This window comes from Sorangium sp. So ce124 (assembly GCF_051525235.1).
Taxonomy (GTDB): Bacteria; Myxococcota_A; Polyangia; order Polyangiales; family Polyangiaceae; genus Sorangium; species Sorangium atrum.
Window position 1 is genome coordinate 12,987,973 of sequence record NZ_CP150312.1, and the last position, 24,064, is coordinate 13,012,036.

Sequence of the window (24,064 nt, forward strand, 5' to 3'; positions counted from 1 at the left end):
AGGCCAGCAGGATGCAGCCTCATTCGGGCTCCTCGGCGCGTGGCCGAGCAGGCACGATCAGCACGTCGCTGGCGACCTCACGCAGCACGTCTCCAGCGACCGTTCCGAGGAAGGCGTGAGCGACCCCGGAATAGCCGCGGGTGCCGAGCACCAGGAGGTCGCTGTCTGCCTTCTTGACTGCCTTCTCGATCACGCGCCGCGCGGAGCCGCATCGAACATGCATCTTCCAGGGCGGCGCCTCCGCTGGCCGCACCTTCGCCCGCGCAAGCGAGGCAGCGAGCAGCTTCACGAGCTGCTGTGTAGCTGTTTGCTCGAGCTCGCTGCTCCATGCCTCCGCGTCCTCCTCCGAGAGGCTGCGGTAGATGGCTCCGCGATAGGGAGTGTCGAACGCATGGATCACCATGACACGCGGCGGCGGGGTCGGAATCAGCCGGAGCATCAGAGCGAGCACATCCGTGGATCCTTGCTCGAGATCGAGGGCGACCGCGGGCCGGCTGTACGCCGCGCGAGGAGCCAGCCGGACCGCCAGGACCGGGAGCTGCCCGCGGCGGATGACACGCTCCGCGGTCGAGCCGAGAAAGATGTCCCGGAGCGCGCGGCTGCCGCCGCGACCCATGACGATGAGCTCGGCCCCCGTCGAGGTCGCGCAGCCTGCGATCTCCGCGGCCGAGCTGCCGACCTTCACCACCGGTTCGACGTCGACGCCCTCGGCTAGCGCGCTCGCGAGATGCCGCGCCTCGCTCACGAGTGATTTTCTGGCATCCCGCTCGGCGCGGTCTTTAGCTCTGGCGGGGAGGTTGCCGGGAACGACGTGAAGCAGCGTGACGCGAGCTCGGTCGGCCAGAGGCAGACGTGCGACGCGGCCGAGCACGCGGTCCGAGATGGCCGTCAGATCGACGGGGACGAGCAATGAATGGAAGCGCCCGGCCTCGTCCATCTCGGGCCGCCCTTTGCCTGCCTTCGGCTTCTTCAGACTCTCGGTCATCGTGTGACCTCCTCTCTATGAAGCATGTCCCTTCTCGGAGAACGCCCTTCATCCGGCGCCGAGCAGCGCCTCCGGCGCGACGCTCACGGGAGCTCGACCTGCCCCGCGCCCGAGGGATCTGCCCTCTCGGCGCTGTCCGGCGGCGCCTCGACCTCGGTGAAGAGTACGTCCTGGGCCCCTGCTCCCGCGAGCTGCGGAGCGCGATGGCGGACGCCGCGGCAGGCGAGGAAGAGGAGCGGCAGGGTGCCGCCGAGGATGAAGAGCACATCGCCCGGCAGGCGCATCCACTCCATGAGGCGGTTCGTGGGGTTCGTCAGGTACTGGAGCTCTCGAGCCTCGAAGTACCCGTAGCTCACCGCGTGGTGGAGCTGCATGAGCCCGAGCGGGAACAGCGTGGCAAAGACCATCCACGCGAGCCCGACGTTCAGCGACCAGAAGCTGATCTTGGCCGCCCTGTCGGACCACTGCGCGGCGGGCATCAGGTAGCGCAGCGCGAAGAGCGCGAGCCCGGCGGCCAGCATGCCATAAACGCCCATCATCGAGGCGTGCCCGTGGTTGGCGGTCAGCGCGGTGCCGATCTCGTAATAGGACACGATCGGCAAGTTGATCAGGAACCCGAAGATCCCGGCCCCCAGGAAGTTCCAGAACCCCACGGCCACCAGGAACATGATCGCCCACCGATGCGGGAAGGGCTTCGTCGACTGTTCGCCTTGCACGATCCCCAGGCGGAGGAAGGTCCACGCCTCCGCCGTGAGGAAGGTCAACGGGATCACCTCCGCGGCCGAGAAGAAGGCGCCGAGCGCCATGTGCTCCACGGGCGTGCCGGAGAAGTACAGATGGTGCATGGTGCCGATCACCCCGCCCGCCGAATAGAGGATGATCTCCAGGTAGATGAGCCGCAGCGCGATCGCCTCGGCCACCACCCCGAGCAGGACGAAGAGATAGGCCACCATGAGCGTGGTGAACAGCTCGAGGAAGTCCTCCACCCAGAGGTGCACCACCCAGAAGCGCCAGAAGTCGGTGCTCGTGAAGTTTGCCCGCGGGTGCGCGAGGAGGCCCACGGCGTAGAAGGCCGGGATGGCCAGCGCGGCGAAGAAGAAGAGCCAGGGCATGTTGCCCCGGTGCTCGACGGCGAGCCGACCCCGGAGCACGCGGAAGAGCAGCGCCACCCAGGAGAACAGGCCGAGCGTCAGGAGCACCTGCCAGAAGCGGCCCAGATCGAGGTACTCGAACCCTTCGAGCGCGAACCAGATGCTGTCCGACGCGCCGTGGATGGCGAGGAGCTCGCCGAGGAGGCTTCCCGCGACGACGATGACGAGCGCCCCGAGCAGACCATAGGCGAGCCAGCTCTGGCCTCTCGGCTCGCGCCCGCTGATCATGGGCGCGATGAAGATGCCCGCGCCGAGATAGGAGACCGTGACCCAGAAGATGGCGAGCTGCAGGTGCCACGTGCGCACCAGGTTGAAGGGGAAGGCCCCGGCCAGGTTGATGCCGAAGAAGCTGGACAGCTCGGCGCGATAATGCTGCGTGGCGCCTCCGAGGACGGACTGGAGGGTGAACAGCAGCGCCATGACCAGGAAGAACCACGCCGTCGCGCGCTGGGCTGGGGTCAAGGCGACCTCGCCCGGCTGGCGGAAGCTGAGCCGGTGCCCTTCCCGCCCGTGCCAACCGAGGAAGCGCCATCGCCCGAAGGCCGCGAAGAGCAAGCCGGTCCCGCCGAGGAGCGCGATGAGCGAGAGCACGCTCCATACCACCAGCTCGCCCGTGGGCTGGTTCCGGACGAGCGGCTCTGGAGGCCAGTTGTTGGTGTACGAGTAGGCCTCTCCGGGTCGCTCCGCCGCGGCGGTCCAGGCCGTCCAGGCGAAGAACGAGGTGAGCTGCGAGAGCTCGCGCGCGTCCGAGAAGAGGCCGGAGCGCAGGCCGTGCTTGCCGCTGGGCTGGGCGAAGAAGCTGCGATAGTGATCCTTCAGCAGCTCGAAGGCCTCTGCCTGGGCGTCGGTGAAGACCAGCGTCCCTGTCGCGGGATCATAGCGGTTTCGACGAAAATCGCCGACGGTGCGCGCGAGCGCCTCCGCCGAGCCCGCGCCGCCGTGGCGAGAGGCGGCGTGGGAGGCGGCCCGACGGAGGTAATCGGCGGTGAAATCCGGGCCGAGGTAGGCGCCGTGGCCGAAGACGGATCCGTATTCCATGAGCCCGTTGCGCAGGAACAGCTCCTGACCCGTGAGCACGTCGTCGCCCGTGAACAGAATGCGCCCCCCAGGGTCGACCACCCGGGCGGGGATGGGTGGCTGTGCCGCGTAGGTGCGGTAGGCGAGCAGGCCGAGCACGAAGAACCCGAGCAGGAAGACGAGGGCCGTCGCCTGGACCCAGCCGCGCGAGATGAGGAGGTTTCGCCGTTTGGATGAGGACGCCATGGGAATGCCGGGAGCAAGCCGAGAGGGGCCTACCCGTTACCCGAGATGACGACCGAGGAGGCTGCGTTGCGCGGCGCTCGTGCCGGGTACGATGATCCGGACGAGGAAGCGGGGGTCTTGGCCCCGGCCAGCGCGCCGCGCCGGGGAGCGCCCGCCTGCGTCGTTCTCCAGCGAGACGATGCAGGGGCTCACCGGGTACGAGAGCGACGACGAGCTCGGGCTCGTGAACCTGAAGGGCAGGATCTACGATTCCGAAATCGAGCGATTCTTGACGACGGACCTGCTCATCTCGATCCCGTTCTTCGGCAAGAAGGGAACGATTTCGAGACAGCAAAAAAGTGGGACCTGGTAGGTCCTCACGGACTCGTCCACCAGGCCGGCGCCGAATTGCTCACGCTGAGCTGCAGGTTCCTGACCTGGAAGGACCAGTCGGTCCCTGGATTGGTGAACGCGTGCGCGATGAACCAGCTGGACTGGCCCGCGACCAGCAGCCTGCTCCAGCCGCGCGGCACGATGGTGGGCCCGCCGCCAAAAACAGGGCCGGACGGCTCGGGCTGGGAGTTGTCGAGGAAGACAGTGTCTTCCCCGCCCCTGATGAGGAGCGTGGCGCCAAAGACAGCCCCCGTCCTCTGGATCGCGTAGCCGACCGAGCGGCACTGCGCCGTGGAAGGTGCCGGGCAGGGGGCCTGCTTGACGAAGACCTTCACGGAATAAACGGCATATGGATCGAGCGTTGTCTGGCTCGAAGCGGCCGGGCAGGCGGTCTTGTTTTCGGGGTCGCCGATGCCAGGAAAGTGCTCGATGGCGACTCCAGATACGTGCCCGTCGCTGCCGTTCTGGTAACCCGCGGGAGCCGTGCCCCCGAGCCAGTTGCTACAGGGCACCTTCCCCAGGATGATTCCGTTCCCGTAGGCATGTGGCCTCCTGGTGGGGCCGTCCATCACGAAGGGGGCATACCCGTGGTACGGCGTCGTGGTGCCGGGGACGACATAGGGCAGCAGCGCCCTGGGCGCGATGGCGACGAGCGCACGCCCTCGTCCGCGACGCTGTTGCAATTGTCGTCGAGCCCGTTGCACAGCTCCGGGGCGTCCGGGTTGATGGATGGGTCGAAGTCGTCGCAATCGGCGTCGTTCGCGGCGTACCCCGGCGTTACCGGGTCCGTGCACGACTCCGTCACGGGCGACCACGGATCGCCGTATCCATCCATGTCGCTGTCAAAGTAGCTGATCCGTGTCCACGCGGACGCGGGCGTCGGGTGCCGGACGGCGTCCGCGCCGCCGCTGCCGAGCTGGGCATTGCTGTTGGAGCCCCAGGTCCACGCCTGGCAGACCGGCGGCGACCGCGGCGGCCGTGCCGCCGAGAGCGACCTGGTAGGGCGTCGTCCGGTTCGTGGTCCCGGAGGTGCCGTTCCCGATCTGCCCATAGTTGTTGCGCCCCCAGGACCACACGGAGCCGCCCGTGCTCACGGCCAGCGAGTGGTGCCAGCCCGCGGAGATCGCCGCGGCGCCCCCGGGGACGATCACGCTCGTCGGCCTCACCTGGTTGATCCCGCTCGACCCGTTGCCGATCTGCCCGTAGGAGCTGGCGCCCCAGACCCAGATCACGCCGCTCGTGTCGAGCGCCATCGAGTGCGACGCGCCGGCGGAGATGGCCTTGATCGGGGGCAGCCCCGGGACCTGCACCGGCGTCGCCTGGGGCACGCTGCTGGCGCTGCCCGTCCCGATCTGACCGTAGCTGTTCTGGCCCCAGGCCCACACGGAGCCCGACGCGTCGAGCGCCAGCGAGTGGTAACCGCCGGCGGAGATCGCCTTGATCGCGGGCAATCCCGGGACCTGGACGGGCGATCCCTGAGGCGCGCTGCCGGAGCCGCCGGTGCCGATCTGGCCATAGGTATTGTTGCCCCAGCAGGGCGCTGTAAGTCGAGGGTTGCCCTGCCGATTCCGTAGAGCCACGGACAACCGGTGCGCGCGATAGCGCACGCCTACCGTGAGGATCCATGCACCGAATTCGTGATCTCGAGGAGCGACCGCACGAGCGGGTCCTTGTCGTCCATGGCGCGCCACACCGAGCGGCCAAGGACGACGACGTCGAGGTCCCGAACCCGCTTGAACACCACTCCGGCAAGGAGCGTCGACGCGGCGCTCTCGGGAAACAAGCTGAGACCTTCGCCGCTCGCCACGAGCATGAGGATCACATCGCTGCTGACCTCCTCGTGGGCGAGATCGAGCGTAGGATCACGCGCTCGGAAGGCGGCGATGATGTCGTCGTGGAGGCGCGGGCCCTCGTTGCGCGGAGGCCAGAGAAAGCGCTCCTGCTTCAGGTCCGCGACCCTGAGTGAGCGCCGTGCAGCGAGGCGATGGCTCTTCGACATCACGACGCCGACGCGCTCGCGATACAGCACGCGGAAGCGAAAGAGCGGGTTGTCTTCCGGCGAATGGTACCCGTACCCGACGGAGATCTTGCCATCGCGCAGCGCGGCGACCTGCTCCTCGCTCGACAGCGGCCGAAGGCGCACCTCGACGCGCGGATGACGCGCGCGGAACGTCTGCATGATCTCCGGCAGCAGGAGGGTGTCGGCCAGGGCGCCGTCGAATCCGACCACGACCGTCCCGATACGGCCTTGCGCCGTCGCGCGGGCGTCCGCGAGCGCGGCGCGAGCCAGGGTCGCGCGCGCACCTTCGAGGAAACTCCGGCCGGCGGCGGACAGCTTCACCCCGCGTCCCGAGGGCACGAAGAGCTCGACGCCGATCTCCTCTTCGAGCTGAGCGATTTGCCGGCTCAAGGGCGACTGCGAGACGTGCAGCTGCTCGGCCGCCCTTCCGAAGTGCTCCGCTTCCGCGACGGCGATGAAGTACCGCAGGTGGCGTAGCTCCATGGTTTCAGACCTATAGGATCTGAAACCGTTGCAATCAATGTCTTGGTGGTCTTGAGCGCGACGGTGCAGGCTGTTCGGAGGCCATCGACATGTCTCTGTTTCGCTGAGCCTCGCGCCCGACAACCGAGAGGACCCGACCATGACCGAGAACAACCCCACTTCCAGCTCCGAACGAAGGGAGCGCGCGAGCCCCGCGCCCGAGGCGAACCAGATGATGCAACGTCGCCCCGCCGGCGCGGTGCTCGTCGCCGGGGCGGTGATCTTCTTCCTCGCCGAGTTCATCGCCGCCGCGGCATGGACGGATCCTCCCTACAGCTACACGCATCACTACATCAGCAACCTGGGAGTCCGTGGCCCCCTCGAGGCGCTTGGGCAGTTCATGAACTCTCCGCTCGCGTGGGTCATGAACACCGGGTTCTTCCTCTTCGGGATCCTGTTCTTCATCGGTGTCGCCGCGCTCAAGGGCCTGCGAAGCTGGCGCCGCTGGGCAGCGCTCGTCCTGGGAGCCCTCGTGGCGCTTGGCGGCGTCTTGCTGGCGTTCAACCCCGGTTCCGGAGAGCCGCCCGACGGCGCAGTCGACTGTCACGGCCTGGGCGCCTTCGCGTCCATCGTCGGAGGCAACGTGCTCGTGATCCTTCTTGGGCGCCAGCGCCAGCAAATCGGAGTCACTCCGAAAGCCGGGAGGGTTATGGTCGTCCTCGGCGTGTTCGGGCTCGCCTCGATGGTGGCCTTCCTCTCGGTCGCCAGCTCGGGGGCCAACGTCCTCGTCGGTCTCGTCGAACGCTGCGCCGTCTATCCCATCCTTGTCGGCTTCATCTGTGCGGGGGCGTCGATCTGGAATCGCCGGACGTGTGCACGCTCGAGCGGCGAGGACGAGCCTTCCCGACCACCGATGCTGAAGCAGCAGCCTGCCTGCAGCCTGCAGCCTGCATCATCAAAACGCGCGCCAAGCCCGGAGCGAGTGACGAGCTGTTCCAGCTAGCCACGGTCGGAATGGAGAAATCGGGGGTGGTGCCGGCGACGCGCGGAGAGCTCGGGGAAGCGCCGCAGCATGTAACGAAGCATCAGGTGGATGCGCGCGCGAAGTACGTGCCGTGCTCGAGGTCGGCGAGCAGCCCCGCCTTCTCGGGCTTCCAGCCGAACCGCGCCTGCGTGAGCGCGCTCGACGCGGGGGTGTCGAGCGCGAAGAACCCGCCGAGCCAGCCGAAGTGCTCCTTGGGGACGGATTCGACAGGCACGCCGAGCTTGCGGCCGATCACGCCGGCGATGTCGCGGGTCGGGATGCCCTCGTCGCCGATCGCGTGGAGTCGCGCGCCGGCCGGCGCCTTCTCGAGCGCGAGGACGAACAGCCGCGCAGCGTCGAGCCGATGCACCGCGGGCCACCGGTTCTCGCCGCCACCGACGTACCCGGAGCGCCCGGTCTTGCGCGCGATCTCGATCAGCATCGGGACGAACCCGTGGTCGCCATCATCGTGGACCGACGGCGGCAGCCGCAGCGAGGACACGCGCACGCCGCGGCTCGCGAACGAGAGGGCGAGCTGCTCGGAGGCGGCCCGCAGGCCACCGGCCGACGCGTCGGGCGCCTCGTCCTCGGTGGCGACCCGGCCCGGCGCGAAGCGCGCGATGCCGGAGGCGATGACGAGCGGGCGTCCGGAGCCGGCGAGCGCGCCGCCGAGCGCCTCGATCGCGCCCCGGTCCTTCTCGCAGTTACCGGCGTAGTCGGTGAAGTCGTCGTGCGAGAACGCGCAGTGGATCACCCCGTCGCACGCGGCGGCGCCGCGACGCAGGCTATCGAGATCCGTGAGCGAGCCGCGGTGCACGTCGACGCCGGCGGCGGCGAGCCTCTCGGCGGACGCGTCCGAGCGCGCGAGACCGAGCGCGCGGTGGCCGGCGCGGGCGAGCTCGGGGACGATGGAAGATCCGATGAAGCCGCTGGCTCCCGTGAGGAAGATGCGCATAGGAAACCTCTCCTTGGTTCGCGATCCACCATGGCACCGCCGCGGCAACCGCGAAATACACGGCCGTCTCCAGTTCTTGCCCGATCGTCTACGCGGGGCTAGGCTGCCACCGTGATCCCCGGGAGCGACGAGCTGAAGAACCTCATCTCGCGCTGGTGCCCCAGCGACGGCGTGCACGCCTCGCCGGTGCCCGGGATTTCTTGCATCAAAGTCTCGCGCCCGCAGCAACGCGCGAAGCGGCACTGGCGCGCGTCGTTCTGCATCGTCGTGCAGGGCACGAAGGAGATCCTGCTCGAGCGGCAGGTCTTTCGCGAGCGGGAGCCGCACTACATCGTCAGCCCGATCGACCTGCCTGTGACGAGCCGGGTGATGGGCGTGTCGGCGGCGCAGCCGCTTCTGGGCCTGAAGATGGACTTCGACGCGGCCCTGCTGCGCGAGGTCGCGGCGCAGCTCGACGGCGCCCGGCCGGACGGCGGCGAGAACCCGGGGCGCGCGATCTTCATCGGCAAGGCGACCGACCGCATGCTCGACGCCGCGCTCCGGCTGGGCGCGCTGCTCGCGACGCCCGACGACGCGGCCGTGCTCGCGCCGCTCGTGAGGAAGGAGCTGACCTTTCACCTGCTGAAAGGCCCCGACGGCCCGGCGATCCGGCAGCTCGTGCGCGCGGGCAGCCAGGCGCACCGCATCGCCGAGGCGGTCTATCACCTGCAGGCGTCGCTCGACGAGGACGTCGACATCGCCGCGCTCGCGCGCGCCGCAGGGATGAGCCGGGCGGCGTTCTTCAAGCGGTTCAAGGAGGCCACCGCGATGAGCCCGCTGCAGTACCAGAAGCGCCTGCGCCTGCTCGAGGCGCGCCGCCTGATGGTCGAAGAGGGCGTGGGCGCCGAGGTCTCGGCGTTCCAGGTCGGCTACACGAGCGCCTCGCAGTTCAGCCGCGAGTATTCGCGCATGTTCGGCAACTCGCCGCTGCGCGATGCCCGCGCGCTGAAGCAGAAGGCCGCGGTCGTCCAGGACATGTAGTCCGGCCGCTTCCATCGACGTCCTTCGTTCCCGCTCCCACATCCCGCCCCCGTGGCCGCCTCGATCTGAAAGATCGAGCTCGCCCAGAAACCGCTCGGCGCCTTCGCCGTAGGACTGGGCACCGCTCGACATGAGCGGGGCGGTGCGCCGATCGCCGAAGCATGCAGCCGTATCCGGACATGGGCTCGCCCGTGGACGCCGCACGACGGCCTCAATGCGCGGATGGCGCGTCGCGGACAGCGCAATACATCAGAGGATGGAGAGGCAGCTATGAGAAAATCAGTTGGCGCCCTGTTGTTCGTATCCCTCGCGTCGGCCTGTCTGAGCGCCTGCGGGGGTGAACCCGAGAGCTCCGCGGACGGCCAGAGCGCCGTCGGATTCGTGTTCGTGGGGACGAACCATAACAACACGCACGACGCCGGCGAACCTGCCAACCAGGTCGCCGTGTACCGCAGGTTCGCCGATGGATCGCTCGAGCTCGCCGATCACGTCGACACCGGCGGTCAGGGGTCCGGGCCCTCGGCGCGCTTCGCCGGCGATGGTCTCGGCTCGTCCCATTCGATGGTGCTCAGCCAGGACCGGGCATTCCTCCTTGTCACGAACGCCGGCAGCGACACGCTCTCCGTGCTTCGCGTCGGAAAGGACACCCTCGAGGTCACCGACGTCCAGCCCACCAGCGATGGCGCCGGGCCGGGCTTCCCGAACAGCGTGACCCACCACGGCGATCTCGTCTATGCGCTGAACGGCGCCGGCGAGGGGAGCGTCACCGGCTTCCGCCTGAACGACAAGGGGAAGCTCACGCCGATGCCGGGCTCGACCCGGCTGCTCGCCGCGAACCAGGCCAGCCCGCCGGACACGCTGTTCAACCCGGCGCAGGCGTCCTTCACGCCGGACGGGAGGAAGCTCGTCATCACGATCAAGGACGGGCCCGCCGCCGGCCTGATCGGCGGCGTGACCCCGACCGGCCCGAGCCGGGTGCTCGTGTTCGACGTGCTCGATGACGGCCAGCTCGCGCAGACGTTCACGCAGACCGAACTCGACAACGACGGTCCGTTCGGGTTCTCGTTCGACGCGGCCGGGCACCTGCTCACGGCCATGTTCGTGGGCGGCGATGACCTCGCCGGCGCGGCCGGATCGTTTCAGATCAATGCGGACGGCACGCTCACGCCGATCACGCGGAACGCGAAGGTGAGCCAGCTCGATCCGTGCTGGCTCGAGAACAACGGGGAGTTCGCGTTCACCGCGAATTATACCTCGGGCACCGTCTCGAGCTTCCGTATCGGCGACGACGGCAGCCTGACCGTGCTCGACGAGCAGGCCGGCCTCACCGACGAGCGCGCGGGCACCGCCGGCGCGAGCCAGCAGGGCTCGACGCCGCTCGATCTCGGCATCAGCCCCGATGGCAGGTTCCTCTACGACGTCCTGCCGGGCTCCGGCAAGGTGGGTGCCTGGCGGATCGAGGACGACGGCGGCCTCACCAAGATCGGCGAATACGGCGGGCTCCCGAGGACCGTCGACGGCGACAGGGCGCCTGAGGAGCGCTTCGGCCCCGGCGGGAGCCCGGCCGGTATCGGCGTGCTCTGAGGCTCACGGGCCCATTCCACTATATCCATCCACGCTCAACTCAAGGAATCGAATCATGCATAACGATGCGAAGAACGATCGACGCGCGGTCTACGTGATGACGAACGCGACCCCGAATGCCATCCAGGTGTTCCACCGGGCGGGCGACGGCACGCTCTCCCCGGGGGCCTCCTACCCGACAGGCGGGAACGGCCACGCCCCGAACCCTCCGCTCGGCTTCCCGATCCTCGAGTCCCAGAGCGCCCTGGTCGTCAGCCGGGACGGGCGCATGCTCTTTGCCGTCAATGCAGGGAGCGACACGATCTCCTCGTTCGTCGTCCGCCGAGGCGGGGAGCTCCAGCGGGTCGGCCTCGTCTCCTCGAACGGCGCGCGCCCGGTCTCCCTCGCGCTGCACGAGGGCGTGCTCTACGTCGCGAACGCGGACAGCAAGAGCATCCAGGGATACCGGGTCGGCCACACGGGAGAGCTGACGATGCTCGCCGGCGCCTCGCGCTCGCTGAGCGGCTCCGGGTTCGCCACCATCGCGTTCAACCGGACGGGCGATGTCCTTGTGATCGCGAGCCGCGGGGACGGCGAGCCGATGGGGAGCCTCGAGACCGTCACGGTCGACGACCACGGGATGCCCGGGCCGGTCCGCCGGCAGGACGTGGTGAAGGCCGGCCAGGCGCCGTTCGGCTTCACGTTCGATCGGCGCGGCCACGTCATCCTCTCGAATCTGTCGTTGACCGGCGACAGCTCGGTCTCGCGCTACAGCGTCGCCCCCACCGGGGAAATGCGGCTCATCGCGGAGCAACGCATCTTCACGACCGCGGCGTGCTGGGTGGCGACCGCGACCGCCGGCCCCTCGACGTTCGCGTTCATCACGTCGGCGGGCTCTCGCTCTGTCACCGCCCTCCGCGTCGACAGGAGCGGCAGCCTGACGCCGGTGGGGCCGCTGAGCGCGACGGAGCAGGCGGCGTTCACGAGCGGGCTGGCCCTCGATTGCGCCGTGAGCATGGGCGACGACTTCCTCTACGTGCTGAGCCCCGACGGGTTCAGCGTGCCGCCCTTCACAGGCGCGGGCCCGGCCGTCGTCCACGGCTACCGGATCGAGCCGAGCGGCGCGCTGACCTCGCTGGGCCCGCCGGTAGGCCGCTTGCCCCAGGGCGCTACCGGGCTCGCCGCTGTGTAGCCGGGGCGATGCGGCAAGCGTCTTCCACCTTCCACGGACCGCAGGAATCTCAAGGGACCGGCCGGCGCCCGACCGCGCCGTTCCCGGGCACCTTGGATGGACGCGGGCGTGACCTTCGGTCAGCGACCGGCGGGTCGGTGGGTGGCGTGGGATTCGGCGAAGTCCCAGACGAGCTTGCGGAGGGGTTCGGGGGCTTCGATCTGGGGGAGGTGACCGGCGTTGGGGAGCAACGCAAAGCGGGCGCCGGGGATGGCGGCGGCGTAGGCGCGGCCATAGTCGGGGGTGCAGATGCCGTCGCTGTCGCCCCAGAGGACGAGTGTGGGCTGGGAGATGGCGGCCAGCCGTGGGCGCAGGGTCGGATCGGTCATGGTGCCGCCGTAGGTGCGCAGGGTGGCCCGGTTGGCGGCCATGGCGGCGCGCTGGGCGTCGCTGAGGCTGGCCGGGTCGATGCGGAACGATTCGGGGTTGTGATAGCTGCGCTCGGCCAGCTCGGCCAGGGTGAGAGAGAAGATGTCGGCGACGGGCTGGCCGGCGACATCGATGCCGACCGCATCGACGAGGATGGTGCTGCTGATGCGCTGGCTCTGCAGGAGGGCGAGCTCGGCGGCGATCCAGCCGCCGATGGAGCTGCCGATCACGGTGACATCGACGAGATCGAGCTGATCGAGCAGGGCGCGGTAGAGCTGGGCGAGGCCAGCGATGGTGGTCAGCCATTGCGGGCGGTGGGTCCCGTCGAAGCCAGGATGAATGGGAACGATCACCCGGGCGTGGTTGCGTTCGGCAAGGGTCCTGGCGAAGCCGGCCACGGACTGGGGACCGGCGCCGCCGTGCAGCAGCAGGAACGGGTGTCCGGCGCCGTATGCGTCGACGGTGACATCGAGTTGGCCGTGGCCGGGAAGGGTGAGGCTGTGCGTTGCCATGGGGGCTCCCTGGAGGGTTGCGGCGAGCGCGCTCGCCGGACCGCTTGTGGTAAGGCTCTTGTCGAAGCGGCGCGCGCGCGGATCGTCCGCTGGGGCGCAGCGTGGCGGCCTTGATGACTCGACCCTAGCGCCTTGCTCGACGGCGCACATTGTCCGGACGTGCCAGAAAGGTGGCACGCGACGCCAAGCGCACGGTGTCCTGCGATCTCGCCAGAGGCCGCGCGCTGCCGGGGATCGAGCCCGCGCGCGGGCCCGGCGCCCTAGGGAACCCGGCGCGCCGGCGCCTTGTCGGGACGCGGCTGTGCCGTGGTGCCTGGCGCCAGCGAAGCGCGGTACTCGGCCGGCGTGCGGCCGCTCCACCGCCGGAACGCCCGGTAAAAGGCGCTGAGCTCGCGGAACCCGACGAGCCACGCGACGTCGGCGATCGATCGCTGCTCGTCGGCGAGGAAGCCCGCCGCCATCTCGTATCGCACCTGATCGAGCACCGACTCGAAGGTCTGGCCCTCGCCCGTGAGCCTGCGCTGGAGCGTGCGCCGGCTCGTCCCCAGCGACTTCGCGACGCGGGCGATGTCGGGCGAGCCGTCGCGCAGGAGGGAGGCGATCGCCTCCCGCGTCCTCGCGCACCAGGTCTCCCTCGTCGCCAGGGCGGCGAGGAGCGCCTCCGCAGAGCGGGAGACGAGCTCCTGGAGCACGGCGTCGTGCTGCGGAAGCGGCTGGTCGAGCACGGCGTCATCGAAGATCAGCCGCGGCACCGGCGCGCTCCAGGCGATCGGCGCGGCGAACAGGCGCTGGTGAGGCCGCACGTCGGCCGGGGCCGAGGACGCGAGCTCGACGCGCACCGGAGAGATCGGCGCGCCGATGAAGGATCGGCCGAGCATCAGCATCGTCGCGCTGCCCAGCTCTGCGAGCTGGCGACGGCCTTCCGGAGCGGCCATGGCCGTCTTCCCCTGGGGCCGGAGCACGATCGACGTGAGGCGCGCCGCGCGATCGCGCTCGAGCTCGAGGCGGACTCCTTCGTTCCAGAGCACGAGGTAGCGAGCGGTCCGCTCGTAGGCGGCGCGAAGCGTGGGGCTCGTGGAAGCAGCATAGGTGACGACCCCGAAGCGGCGCGGGTCCGCCGCCTTCGCAAGGCGAAGCCCGAGATCGTCGACGCGGGTCAGCTCGACGGCGGCCTTCAGGAGCTCGGGGAGCTTCTCGGCAGGGCCGCGGGCGTCAACGCCGTCCAGCGGGACGCCGGCGAGCACCTCGGCGCGGAGGCGGCTCGCTGCGCCGGGCGCGAGCTCGTCGGCGAAAACGAGAATCGACAGGAAGGAGCCAGCAGCGGCGCTGTGGCTCGGCGCCGAGAGTTGTGTGCCGCGCGGAGGCATCGTTCGAGTGGAGGGGCCAAGAGGAGCAAACGCGTTCTCGAGAATCAAGAGATGGCAGGCCGCAGCCGGCGCTCGAGCCCCGCCACGAACCGCAGGCCAGGACACGGCGAGAAGCGCGCTCGAAGCGCATCTATCGGATATTCCAGCCCATCATGTGGCCTCCCGCCCTCCGGCCGGCGCGGGAACAGCGCCCTCCCCGGCGACCTGCCTCGCACGGCGCTCGCGCCCCGACGCGAGCCCCGCGAACCCGCGTGCCCCTGTCGGCTGGGGCACGGTATGCTTGTCGCACCATGAAGTACTCTCCCGGCCTGCTCCTCTCGGCGCTTCTCGCTGGCGCCTGCGGAGGTGGCGAGGCACACCCATCGGGTTCGACCATGACCGCAAGCTCCTCTCTGCTCCCCACCGCGGCCAGCGCCGCGCCGGCTCCCGCGTCCGAAGGTCCCAGCCGCCCCGCCTACCCGCCCACCCGCGTCGCCCCGGTGACGGACGCCGTGCATGGGGTCGAGATCACCGACCCGTACCGCTGGCTCGAGGACGGCAGCGCGCCCGAGGTGAAGGAGTGGATGAAGGCTCAGGACGCGTTCACGCGCGCCGAGCTGGCCCGGCTCCCCGAGCGGGACGCGATCGCGTCAAGGCTGAAGCAGCTCTTCTACATCGATGCGGTCTCCGCGCCGCGCCACCGCCGGGGCCGGTACTTCCTGAGCCGGCGGCACGCGACGAAGGAGAAGTCGGTCGTGTACTGGAAGGAAGGAAAGAGCGGCGAGGAGCGCGTGCTGTTCGATCCGAATACCTGGTCCGACGATGGCAGCGTCTCGCTGGGCGGATGGGAGGTGTCGTGGGACGGCAAGAACGTCGCCTACAAGATCCAGCAGAACAACTCGGATGAAGCGACCCTCCATGTGATGGATGTCGCGTCCGGCAAGCGCTCCGACGTGGATGTCATCGAAGGAGGCAAGTACGCGGTTGCGTCATGGACGCCCTCCGGCGACGGCTTCTACTACGTCTGGCTCCCCACCGACCCGTCCATCCCTGTCGCCGAGCGGCCGGGTTACGCGGAGGTGCGCTTCCACCGGCTCGGCCAGGATCCGAAGCAGGATCGCGTGGTGCGCGGCAGGACGGGCGATCCAAGGACGTTCCTTGGCGCGTCCCTCTCCAAGGATGGCCGCTTCCTGATGCTCACCGTGTCCCACGGGTGGACCTCGGCGGACGTCTACTTCCGCGATCTCCGCAGGCCGGGCGGGCCCGCCGTGGACAAGCCGCTCGCGGTCGGGCGCGACGCCCACTACAGCGTCGAGGTCTACAAGGACCGGTTCTACGTCCACACCGACGAGGGCGCGCCGCATTATCGCGTCTTTGAGGTCGATCCGGACAGGCCGGATCGCGCTGCGTGGAAGGAGATCGTCCCGGAGCGCCCCGACGCCACCCTGGACAGCGTATCCATCGTGGGTGGGCACCTCGCGCTGAGCTATCTCAAGGACGCTTCGAGCCGGGTCGAGGTGCGCACGCTCGACGGCAAGCTGGTCCGCGAGGTCGCGCTGCCGGGCATCGGCACCGTCGGCGGCCCTTCCGGGCTACCCGACGAGGACGAGGCGTATTTTTCGTTCGAGTCCTACACCTCGCCTCACGAGATCCATGCGACCTCGATCAAGACGGGTCGGACCGAGCTCTATGCGCGCGTCGAGGTGCCCGTCGATCCGTCGCCCTTCAGCGTCGAGCAGACCTTCTTCCCCTCCAAGGACGGCACGAAGATCTCGATGTTCATCGTCCGCCGCAAGGACATGAAGAAGGACGGGAGCTCCCGCGCGCTGCTCTATGGCTACGGGGGGTTCCAGATGTCGCAGACCCCTGCGTTCACCGCATCGATGTACCCCTGGCTCGAGCGGGGCGGCGTGTACGCGGTGGCGAACCTGCGCGGCGGCGGCGAGTACGGGGAGGCGTGGCACAGGGACGGCATGCTGCTGAAGAAGCAGAACGTCTTCGACGACTTCATCGCCGCCGCGGAGCACCTGGTCCACGAGGGGTACACGCGGCCCGAGCGGCTCGCCATCCTGGGCGGCTCGAACGGCGGCCTGCTGGTCGGCGCCGCGCTCACGCAGCGGCCCGACCTGTTCGGGGCCGTCCTCTGCGGCGTCCCCCTGCTCGACATGGTGCGATACCACCTGTTCGGCTCCGGCAAGACGTGGATCAGCGAGTATGGCTCCGCCGACGATCCGGAGCAGTTCAAGGCGCTCTACGCCTACTCCCCCTATCACCACGTCCAGGCGGGGAAGCGGTATCCGCCGGTCCTCCTGATGTCGGCCGACAGCGACGATCGGGTCGATCCCATGCACGCGCGCAAGTTCGCCGCCGCGCTGCAGTCTGCGAGCGCGGGCGGTCCGGTCCTGCTCCGCATCGAGCGGAACGCCGGGCACGGCGGCGCGGATCTCATCAAGTCGGCTGTCGCGAAGGGCGCCGACCAGATCTCGTTCGCGCTGTGGGCCACGAGCGCGCAGGCGCCGGCAAACAAGTCAAACAGGTAACGAGTCGAGGCGGCGCGCGGCGCTGCGCATGACGGGCGCCGCGCGTGCGGCGCGCGACGCTCGTACGCCGCAAGACGCATGAGGCGCGCGGCGCACCACGAGAGCCGCGCAGGAGGCGCGGGACGCGCGCCGCGGGCGGGGCGACGGACAGGCTTGCGGCTCCGCGCCGCGACGGCTAACAACGCGCCGCTGTGCGAACGCTTCACCCCGTAGCCGGGGCCTCGCGCCGCGGGCCTTTGATCTCGCGCCCCCTCGCGGCCGCCGTCTCGGCGCTCGCGGAGGGCCCGCGCGCGCCGCTCGCGGACCTCGCCGATCCTGCGGCGGTCCTGGCCGGGCTCATGGACCTGTACGGGAGCGTCTCGCTCGCGCGCGAGCTCTCGCTCCTCGACCGCCACGCCGCGCCTCCGCGGGCGTCCGAGGGCGCCCGCGCCGAGGTCCGGGCGCTCGCCGCCGATCGCCTCGGCGAGCTCGCGGAGGCGCTCGACCACGTGTTCGCCGCCCCGTTCCACCGGCGGAACAAGCTCCCCGACGCGGCGGCGGTGCACGCGACGCTGGAGCAGACCGGGGTGTTGCCTGCCCGCGCGGCCCGCGACCGCGGGGGGCGCCCGCTCGCGTCCGCGGCAGGGCAGCTCTGGGAGCCGTTCGGGGAGCTCGTGGGTCGCGTCCTCGGCCGCATCCGGCTCGAGACGCGCGCGCTGCGCGAGGAGCTCGCGCCTTCGCTGCGGGCGCTCGGCCCGGACGCGGCGCGGCTCGAGCGGCTCGACGCCGCGATCTCCTCCGCCACCCAGAAGCGGCGCGAGCGCGCGCTCGCCGAGCTCGTCCCCGGGCTCTCGCGCGCCTTCGCGCGGGCCTTCCGCGCGGCCGTGGGCGCGCTGCCGGAGGGGGCCGGGCTCGAGGACGTCGCGGGCTGGTTCGGGCAGGAGCAGTGGCTCCTGCGGGAGCTCCAGCGCATGGAGCTCGTGGTCCAGGCGGTGCTCGCGCACGAGGCGGGCCGGCTGCTCTCGCTGGTCGACGGGGCGGCGGCGGCGGGCGCGCCCGCGTAGCTCGCGGGGAGCTTCACGATGCGGCTCGCGACGGCGCGGCAGTGGACGACGCGGATCCTGGTGCTCCTCACCGGCGGGGTCGGCCTCGCCCTGGTGGGGCGGGCAGCGCTCGTCTACCGCGGGGCGGACCCGCTCGCGTACCGCCTCGTGCAGCTCATCGCGCTGGGGCTCGCGCTGGGCACGCTGGAGCTGTTCGTGCGCGCGGGGCGGGCTGCCCGGATCGAGCGCGAGCTCGGCGCGCTGCCGCGGCCGGCGACGCGGGCGGCGATCGAGCAGAGCGGCGCGCCGCTCCGAGCGATGCTCGAGGCGCGGATCGCCGGCGCTGCGCTGCCCCCGGCGAGCGCCGCGTTCGCGTCGTACCTCGTCGGCCTGCTCGTGATGATCGGGCTGCTCGGCACGTTCCTCGGCCTGTTCGAGACGCTGCGGGGGGCCCGCGAGGCGCTGACGATGAGCGCCGACGTCGACGCGCTGCGGGAGAGCCTGGCCGCGCCCATGCAGGGCCTCTCGCGCGCGTTCGGCACCTCGGCGGCGGGCGTCGCGGCGTCGGGGATGCTCGGGCTCGCCGGCGTGCTCCTGCGCCGGGCCGAGGCGCGGGCCGCGGCGGCGCTCCAGGCCTACGCGTCGGGCCCGCTCGCGGCGCTCACGGTGGCGGGGCGGCAGCTCGCGGCGCTGGAGGCGCTCGCGCGGCAGGGCGAGGCGCTCCCCGCCGCGGCGGCGTCGCTCCGCGAGGCCACGGGCCGCCTCGAGCGCCTCGAGGAGCGGCTGCTCGCGGTCCAGGTGGAGGGCGCGCGCCAGGCTGCCGCGTCGTTCGCGGCGGCCGCGGCCGAGGTCCGCGGCGACATCGCCGCGGGCCTCCGGCAGACCGCCGACGTCGCGGCGAGCGTGGTCAAGCCGATCCTGGCGGAGGCGGTGGAGCGCGCTGGCGCGGCCGCGGGCGGCGCGCTGCAGGCGGTCGAGCGGCGCCTCGACGAGGAGGCGCGCGCGAGGCGGGAGGCGGATGTCGCGTCGGCCGCGAGGCTGGAGGGCCAGGCGGAGCGGCTGTCGTCAGTGGTGGGGGGGGCGATCGAGCGGCTGGAGCGGGCGCACGCGGCGCGCGCAGCGGAAGCTGCGGAGCGGCAGGCGGGGCTGGACGCGGAGCGCGCGGCGCACCTGACGGCGCTGGGCGAGTCGCTGTCGGGCGCGCTGTCGGAGGCGGCGCGAGCGGCGCAGGCGGCGCCGGAGGCGGCGTCGCGGCTGATCGGGGAGGCGTCGGAGCGGCTGTCGGCGCGTGCGGAGGCGGACGCAGCGCGGGACGCGCGGCTGGACGCGCTGCTGGAGAAGCTGTCGGAGGCGACGGCGGGGATGGCGGGGAGCGCGCGGGAGCAGGCGGAGCGGGTGGCTGCGCTGGCGGAGGCGGCGGAGCGCAGCGGCGCGGAGCGCGAGGCGCGCGCGGAGGCGCGCGTGGCGGCGCTGGGCGAGGCGGCGCGGGCGCAGCTGGCGGAGCAGGCGGCGCGACTGCTGGCGTTCGAGGAGCGGCTGGACGGAGCGCGGCGGGAGGCGGCCGACGGGCTTGCCGAGCGGCTCAGCGCCCATGCCCGCGGCCTCGGCGAGAGCCTGGCGCATCTGGAAGGGGGCGTGGCGTCGCGGCTGGAGCGGATGGAAGGGGGCGTGGCGTCGCGTCTGGAGCAGATGGAAGGGGGCGTGGCGTCGCGGCTCGAGCAGATGGAAGAGGGCGCTGCGAAGCGGCTCGCTCGGCTCGACCAGGAGGCCGCCGCGCGCCGGCACGAGTTCGAGACGGCGTCGGCGTCGAGGCTGGAGGGCCAGGCGGAGCGGCTGTCGTCGGTGGTGGGGGAGGCGATCGAGCGGCTGGAGCGAGCGCACGCGGCGCGCGCAGCGGAAGCTGCGGAGCGGCAGGCGGAGCTGGACGCGGAGCGCGCGGCGCACCTGACGGCGCTGGGCGAGTCGCTGTCGGGCGCGCTGTCGGAGGCGGCGCGGGCGGCGCAGGCGGCGCCGGAGGCGGCGTCGCGGCTGATCGGGGAGGCGTCGGAGCGGCTGTCGGCGCGCGCAGAGGCGGACGCAGCGCGGGACGCGCGGCTGGACGCGCTGCTGGAGAAGCTGTCGGAAGCGACGGCGGGGATGGCGGGGAGCGCGCGGGAGCAGGCGGAGCGGGTGGCTGCGCTGGCGGAGGCGGCGGAGCGCAGCGGCGCGGAGCGCGAGGCGCGCGCGGAGGCGCGCGTGGCGGCGCTGGGCGAGGCGGCGCGGGCGCAGCTTGCGGAGCAGGCGGCGCGGCTGCTGGCGTTCGAGGAGCGGCTCGACGGAGCGCGGCGGGAGGCGGCCGACGGGCTCGCCGAGCGGCTCAGCGCCCATGCCCGCGGCCTCGGCGAGAGCCTCGAGGCAACCGCAGCGGTCGTGCGGGAGGCCTCGGAGCTCGTGCGGGCCGGCGGTGCCGAGATGACGGCTGTGGCGGAAATGTTCACCGTCGCGGTGGACCGTTACCGCGACGCGAGCGATCGCTGGCTGAACAGCCTGGGGGCGATCGAGGACGCGATCGAGCGCCGGGAGCACGGCGAGGCGACGGACCTCCTCGGCGCCTACCTCGACCAGACCCGTGAGGTCTTCGATCACTCGCTGCAGTTCCAGCGCGAGCTCTTCTCCGAGCTGCGGGCGCTGAGGAGCAAGACGAGCTGATGCGCCGCGCCTCGCGTGCGTCCGGCCCTGGTCTCCCGCGCCTCGCGATCGTGGGCTCCGAGGATCGTGGCGAGATCTCACCGCGTTGTTTGCTGACGTCTGCCGCGAGCGCGATGCGATGTCCCTGACGCCGGCCGAGGACGATGTGCCCGAGCAGGCGGCGGTCTGGCCGGTCTTCGGCGACCTCATGGCCTGTCTCTTCGGCCTCTTCGTGCTCTTTTTCGTCTGGGCGATCTCGTTTCAGGTCGATCTGGCCCGCGATCTCGCTGCCGAGCGCGCCACCCGCGCGACGGAGCGCGCGCGCCTGGAGGCGCTCGAGAGCGCCCTGGCCGGACCGCTCGCCGAGGGACGGATCACCCTGACGGAGGGGCGCATCGGGATCCGGGGCAGCATCCTGTTCGAGCTCAACTCGGCCGAGCTTCAGCCTGCCGGCATCACGCTGCTCCGCGCGCTGGCCGGCCCGCTCAAGGCGTACCTCGATCTTCATGACGAGCTCATCATGGTGAGCGGTTTCACGGACGACCGCCCGCTCACGAGCTCGTCCCGCGGATATGCCGACAACTGGGAGCTCTCGGCGCAGCGAGCGCTCACGGTGACGCGGGCGCTCGCCGCGGCGGGTGTCCCCGACACGTCGCTGTTCGCGGCCGGCTTCGGAGAGCGGCACCCGGTGGCGCCCAACGACACGAGCGAGAACCGGGCGAAGAACCGCCGGGTGGAGATCTCGCCGATCCCGCGGCGAGGCGCGCCCTGATGACATCCACGGCGGATTTTTCGCCGAGGATGCCCATGCCCTCCCAACCCGGGTTGGCCGCGTCGTCGCCCCAACCCGGGTTGGCCGCGTCGTCCCAACCCGGGTTGGCCACGTCGCCCCAACCCGGGTTGGCCGCGTCGTCCCAACCTGGGTCGCCCGCGTCCTCCCAACCCGGGTCGCCCCCGTCCGACGCCCGCCTCGCCGCCCTGCGGGCGGCCGGCGCCCACCGCTTCGACCCGGCGGGCTACCGCCTCGTCGAGGCGCTCCTCGAGCGCGCTCGCGCCCTCGACGGCGGCGCCCGCGCGCGCCTCGCTGCCCGCGCCTCCGCGCGGCTCGCGGCGCTCGACGCCGCCTTCCACCGCGCCCGCGCCGATGCGGAGGCCCACCTCCGCGCCCTCGCCGACGCCGGCCTCCCTCACGACGGCGCCCTGGCCGCGGCGCTCGCGCTCGGCGATTTCCCCGCCGTCGTGAGGACCGCGCGCCGCCGCCTGCGCGCGCTCGCCGCCGAGCGGAAGACGACCGCCGTCCCCTCGCTCGCGCGCCTCCGCGGCGAGGTGGCCGCGCGCGACGTGCGCCTCCCCGAGCCGCTCGCGCGCGATCTCGCGGAGCTCCCGTGCGACGGCGACGTCGTCGAGCGCCGGGTGAAGCGGCAAGCCCAGGCCCTCAGCAGCGCGCTGTCCACCGCGCTGTTCCACGAGTCGCTGGTGAGCGCTCGCGCCACGCTCGCCGTCGCGCGCGCGGCCGACAACGTGCCGGAGGACGCCGGCCCCTACAACGCCCAGGTGCTCGCCGCCCGGGCGCTCTGCGCCGCCGAGCGGCTCTCGGAGCACTACCTGCGCGCGCTCGTGGCCAGCCTCCAGGACCTCGGCGCCCTGGCCGCCGCGCTCGAGCCGCAGCCCGAGAAGCCAGCGCGGAAAAAGGCCGCCCCGCGGAACACCAGCAGCGACGCTGCCCCTCGCCGACGGCCAGCCCGGTCCGCCCGAAAAAAAGAATCCCTTTTTCGCGGATCGCGTTAGGTAAGTAGTCCCCATGCTTCGCTCGCCAGGCCGATCGCTCGCTTCCCTCGCGCTCTTCCTGCTCGCAGGCTCCTGCTCGTCCTCGCCCGACAAGGTGCAGAGCGGGCCGCTCACGCCGCCGCTCAAGCAGTGCGGCACCGAGGTGGTCAAGCACGGCGACGGCTACAACGGCGCGGCGCGCGAGTGCATCTGGCAGGCGTACAGGAACCACGACCCGTCCGAGTTCACGACCACGCGGTACACCATCGAAGGCGACCCCGTCACCTACCGCCTCGAGGTCACGCTCACGGGCGTCGTGGTCGTCGTGAACAGCAAGGATCGCTACGCGCTCCGGGGCGTCTTCCGCCACGAGTGCCGCAACCTCGAGCGGATCATGCAGGACGGCACCGAGGACCGGCGGTTCGGCTTCGCGCTGAGCGCGTGCTCCGGCGGCGGCGCCGAGCGGTTCGCGGTCCCGTGACGAGGCCGCCACGCGCCGTCGGCCCGGCGGCCCGACGGGAGGCTGCCCCGAAGCCGCGGCAAATTGAGACGTTGGAAACGGAACGGTGACGGGCGCGCAGCGTGAGGCGCGATCGCCGCCCGCGCCGAGCCCGGCGCGGACAGCCGCGGGCGGGCGCGGCCCGAGGCCTGATCTGGTGGACGCGACCGATCCTTGGCGCGTAGGCTCGCTACGAGCAGTCGGAGCGGGCGGCAAGATGAGCAGACGAAGCACCCCGTGTCGCGCGATCGGTCCGATGAAGGCGCCGGAAGGGTGTGCCGGAAGGGTGTGGATGACGCGATGACGGAAGACGCGCGCCCGTCGTCCGGCAGTCCGGCAGAGCGTGCCTGCGAGCAAGCTGGAGGGAAGCGCCGTGCAGCGTCACCTCGTTTTTGAAGCCGCCGGGATCACCCATCCTGGCATGGTCAGAGAAACGAACGAGGACAGCTTCGCGATCCTCGAGCACCGTGGGCTGTTCCTCCTGGCCGACGGCATGGGAGGGCGCGCCGCCGGGGAGGTCGCCTCGCGCATGGCGATCGATACGGTGCGTGATTTCTTCGACGATCCGGACTCCACCTGGCCTGTCGCCGTCGGCGTGGGGCCGCCCACGACGCGGGGCTCGGAGGCGCGCTACGTCGATCAGGGGCTCCCCCTGCTCGTCGCGGGCATCCAGCTCGCGAACGGCCGCATCTTCTCCGCGGCGCGGCGCGACCGGGAGAAGCGCGGCATGGGCACCACGATCGCGGCCGTGCTGGCGCGCGACGGCTTCATCGCCGTCGCGCACGTGGGCGACAGCCGCGTATACCGCCTCCGCGATCATCGCCTCGAGCAGCTCACGCGGGATCACTCGCTGGTCAACGAGTGCATCCGGCTCGGCCACCTCCTCCCCGAGCAGGCGAGCTCGTTCCCGCTCCAGCACGTGATCACCCGCGCCCTCGGCACCGACGAGGCGGTCGACGTGGAGACGCGGATCGACGCCATCGAGGGAGGCGATGTCCTGCTGCTCTGCTCAGACGGCCTGTCCGGCGTGGTGCCGGCGCAAGATATCGCAAGTATCCTGGCGACCCACGCCGATCCGGCCGAGATCGCGTCGCGGCTCGTCAAGCGTGCCAACGAGAACGGTGGCCCCGATAACGTCACCTGCGTTGTCGTGCGCTGGCGCGCTTCGCCCGGCGGCCCCACCAGGCGCTGATCCGCGCGCCCGCCCCGCCGCTCCGGCGGTGTGCGGGCGACAGCATTGCGCTCAGCTCGCCGGTTTTTCCATGGAACACCGCGTGCCGGAGAGCGCGCCACCGT

Annotated in this window: 21 protein-coding genes; 12 read left to right on the forward strand and 9 right to left on the reverse strand. The window is 71.3% G+C overall.

What is annotated here, in order from left to right:
- Positions 1-19: 19 nt before the first annotated feature.
- Together WMF19_RS48640 and WMF19_RS48645 are read right to left on the reverse strand one after the other, a co-directional pair.
- A complete protein-coding gene (locus tag WMF19_RS48640) occupies positions 20-985 on the reverse strand; it encodes a universal stress protein (RefSeq protein WP_437896582.1) in 966 nt (321 codons plus the stop codon).
- An 83-nt stretch (positions 986-1,068) separates the two neighbouring features.
- Positions 1,069-3,399 (reverse strand): nitric-oxide reductase large subunit, encoded by a 2,331-nt coding sequence (locus tag WMF19_RS48645; protein ID WP_437896583.1) that lies wholly within the window; start codon positions 3,397-3,399, stop codon positions 1,069-1,071.
- 91 nt (positions 3,400-3,490) lie between these two features.
- Here WMF19_RS48645 and WMF19_RS48650 point away from each other — a divergent pair, with 91 nt between their 5' ends.
- Entirely contained in the window at positions 3,491-3,751 is a 261-nt protein-coding gene (locus tag WMF19_RS48650; protein ID WP_437896584.1) for a hypothetical protein, read from the forward strand.
- Between the two features lie 4 nt (positions 3,752-3,755).
- Here the strand turns inward: WMF19_RS48650 and WMF19_RS48655 are convergent, their stop codons facing one another.
- Genes WMF19_RS48655 through WMF19_RS48670 form a run of 4 tightly spaced genes read right to left on the reverse strand, consistent with a single transcriptional unit; the run spans position 3,756 to position 6,274 of the window.
- Positions 3,756-4,454 carry a hypothetical protein gene (locus WMF19_RS48655; protein ID WP_437901795.1) on the reverse strand — a complete coding sequence of 233 codons (699 nt, stop codon included), beginning with the start codon at positions 4,452-4,454 and terminating at the stop codon, positions 3,756-3,758.
- Positions 4,340-4,606 carry a putative metal-binding motif-containing protein gene (locus WMF19_RS48660; RefSeq protein WP_437896585.1) on the reverse strand — a complete coding sequence of 89 codons (267 nt, stop codon included), beginning with the start codon at positions 4,604-4,606 and terminating at the stop codon, positions 4,340-4,342. The genes WMF19_RS48655 and WMF19_RS48660 overlap by 115 nt, the downstream gene beginning before the upstream one ends.
- A gap of 7 nt (positions 4,607-4,613) precedes the next feature.
- Positions 4,614-5,351, reverse strand: coding sequence for an RCC1 domain-containing protein (locus WMF19_RS48665; RefSeq protein ID WP_437896586.1), 738 nt, complete (start codon positions 5,349-5,351; stop codon positions 4,614-4,616).
- 29 nt (positions 5,352-5,380) lie between these two features.
- On the reverse strand, positions 5,381-6,274 hold the full coding sequence (locus tag WMF19_RS48670; protein ID WP_437896587.1) for a LysR family transcriptional regulator: 894 nt from the start codon (positions 6,272-6,274) through the stop codon (positions 5,381-5,383).
- Between the two features lie 139 nt (positions 6,275-6,413).
- Here WMF19_RS48670 and WMF19_RS48675 point away from each other — a divergent pair, with 139 nt between their 5' ends.
- The gene (locus WMF19_RS48675) at positions 6,414-7,256 is read left to right on the forward strand and encodes a DUF998 domain-containing protein (protein WP_437896588.1); all 843 of its coding nucleotides are present in this window, start codon (positions 6,414-6,416) and stop codon (positions 7,254-7,256) included.
- Positions 7,257-7,338: 82 nt separating this feature from the next.
- Here the strand turns inward: WMF19_RS48675 and WMF19_RS48680 are convergent, their stop codons facing one another.
- The gene (locus WMF19_RS48680) at positions 7,339-8,232 is read right to left on the reverse strand and encodes an SDR family oxidoreductase (protein ID WP_437896589.1); all 894 of its coding nucleotides are present in this window, start codon (positions 8,230-8,232) and stop codon (positions 7,339-7,341) included.
- Positions 8,233-8,343: 111 nt separating this feature from the next.
- On the opposite strand from WMF19_RS48680, the gene WMF19_RS48685 reads away from it, so the two are divergent.
- The 3 genes from WMF19_RS48685 (at position 8,344) to WMF19_RS48695 (ending at position 12,007) form a co-directional block, all read left to right on the forward strand.
- Positions 8,344-9,252 (forward strand): AraC family transcriptional regulator, encoded by a 909-nt coding sequence (locus tag WMF19_RS48685; RefSeq protein WP_437896590.1) that lies wholly within the window; start codon positions 8,344-8,346, stop codon positions 9,250-9,252.
- A gap of 270 nt (positions 9,253-9,522) precedes the next feature.
- Positions 9,523-10,836: a lactonase family protein gene (locus WMF19_RS48690; protein ID WP_437896591.1), complete on the forward strand. Its 1,314-nt coding sequence runs from the start codon at positions 9,523-9,525 to the stop codon at positions 10,834-10,836.
- A gap of 55 nt (positions 10,837-10,891) precedes the next feature.
- Positions 10,892-12,007, forward strand: coding sequence for a lactonase family protein (locus tag WMF19_RS48695; RefSeq protein WP_437896592.1), 1,116 nt, complete (start codon positions 10,892-10,894; stop codon positions 12,005-12,007).
- Positions 12,008-12,126: 119 nt separating this feature from the next.
- On the opposite strand, the gene WMF19_RS48700 is transcribed toward WMF19_RS48695, so the two are convergent.
- Entirely contained in the window at positions 12,127-12,927 is an 801-nt protein-coding gene (locus WMF19_RS48700; RefSeq protein WP_437896593.1) for an alpha/beta fold hydrolase, read from the reverse strand.
- 260 nt (positions 12,928-13,187) lie between these two features.
- Complete coding sequence (locus tag WMF19_RS48705) at positions 13,188-14,294, reverse strand: AraC family transcriptional regulator ligand-binding domain-containing protein (protein ID WP_437896594.1); 1,107 nt, start codon at positions 14,292-14,294, stop codon at positions 13,188-13,190.
- Positions 14,295-14,668: 374 nt separating this feature from the next.
- Here WMF19_RS48705 and WMF19_RS48710 point away from each other — a divergent pair, with 374 nt between their 5' ends.
- The 7 genes from WMF19_RS48710 to WMF19_RS48740 all read left to right on the forward strand — a co-directional run bounded on the left by WMF19_RS48710 (position 14,669) and on the right by WMF19_RS48740 (position 23,960).
- Complete coding sequence (locus tag WMF19_RS48710) at positions 14,669-16,813, forward strand: prolyl oligopeptidase family serine peptidase (RefSeq protein ID WP_437896595.1); 2,145 nt, start codon at positions 14,669-14,671, stop codon at positions 16,811-16,813.
- A 236-nt stretch (positions 16,814-17,049) separates the two neighbouring features.
- A complete protein-coding gene (locus WMF19_RS48715; protein ID WP_437896596.1) occupies positions 17,050-17,856 on the forward strand; it encodes a hypothetical protein in 807 nt (268 codons plus the stop codon).
- 18 nt (positions 17,857-17,874) lie between these two features.
- The gene (locus WMF19_RS48720; RefSeq protein WP_437896597.1) at positions 17,875-20,523 is read left to right on the forward strand and encodes a hypothetical protein; all 2,649 of its coding nucleotides are present in this window, start codon (positions 17,875-17,877) and stop codon (positions 20,521-20,523) included.
- Between the two features lie 118 nt (positions 20,524-20,641).
- On the forward strand, positions 20,642-21,274 hold the full coding sequence (locus WMF19_RS48725; RefSeq protein WP_437896598.1) for an OmpA family protein: 633 nt from the start codon (positions 20,642-20,644) through the stop codon (positions 21,272-21,274).
- 35 nt (positions 21,275-21,309) lie between these two features.
- On the forward strand, positions 21,310-22,290 hold the full coding sequence (locus WMF19_RS48730; protein WP_437896599.1) for a DUF2894 domain-containing protein: 981 nt from the start codon (positions 21,310-21,312) through the stop codon (positions 22,288-22,290).
- A 13-nt stretch (positions 22,291-22,303) separates the two neighbouring features.
- Positions 22,304-22,750, forward strand: coding sequence for a hypothetical protein (locus WMF19_RS48735; protein WP_272096295.1), 447 nt, complete (start codon positions 22,304-22,306; stop codon positions 22,748-22,750).
- Between the two features lie 439 nt (positions 22,751-23,189).
- Positions 23,190-23,960 carry a PP2C family protein-serine/threonine phosphatase gene (locus WMF19_RS48740; RefSeq protein WP_437896601.1) on the forward strand — a complete coding sequence of 257 codons (771 nt, stop codon included), beginning with the start codon at positions 23,190-23,192 and terminating at the stop codon, positions 23,958-23,960.
- Positions 23,961-24,064: the final 104 nt, after the last annotated feature.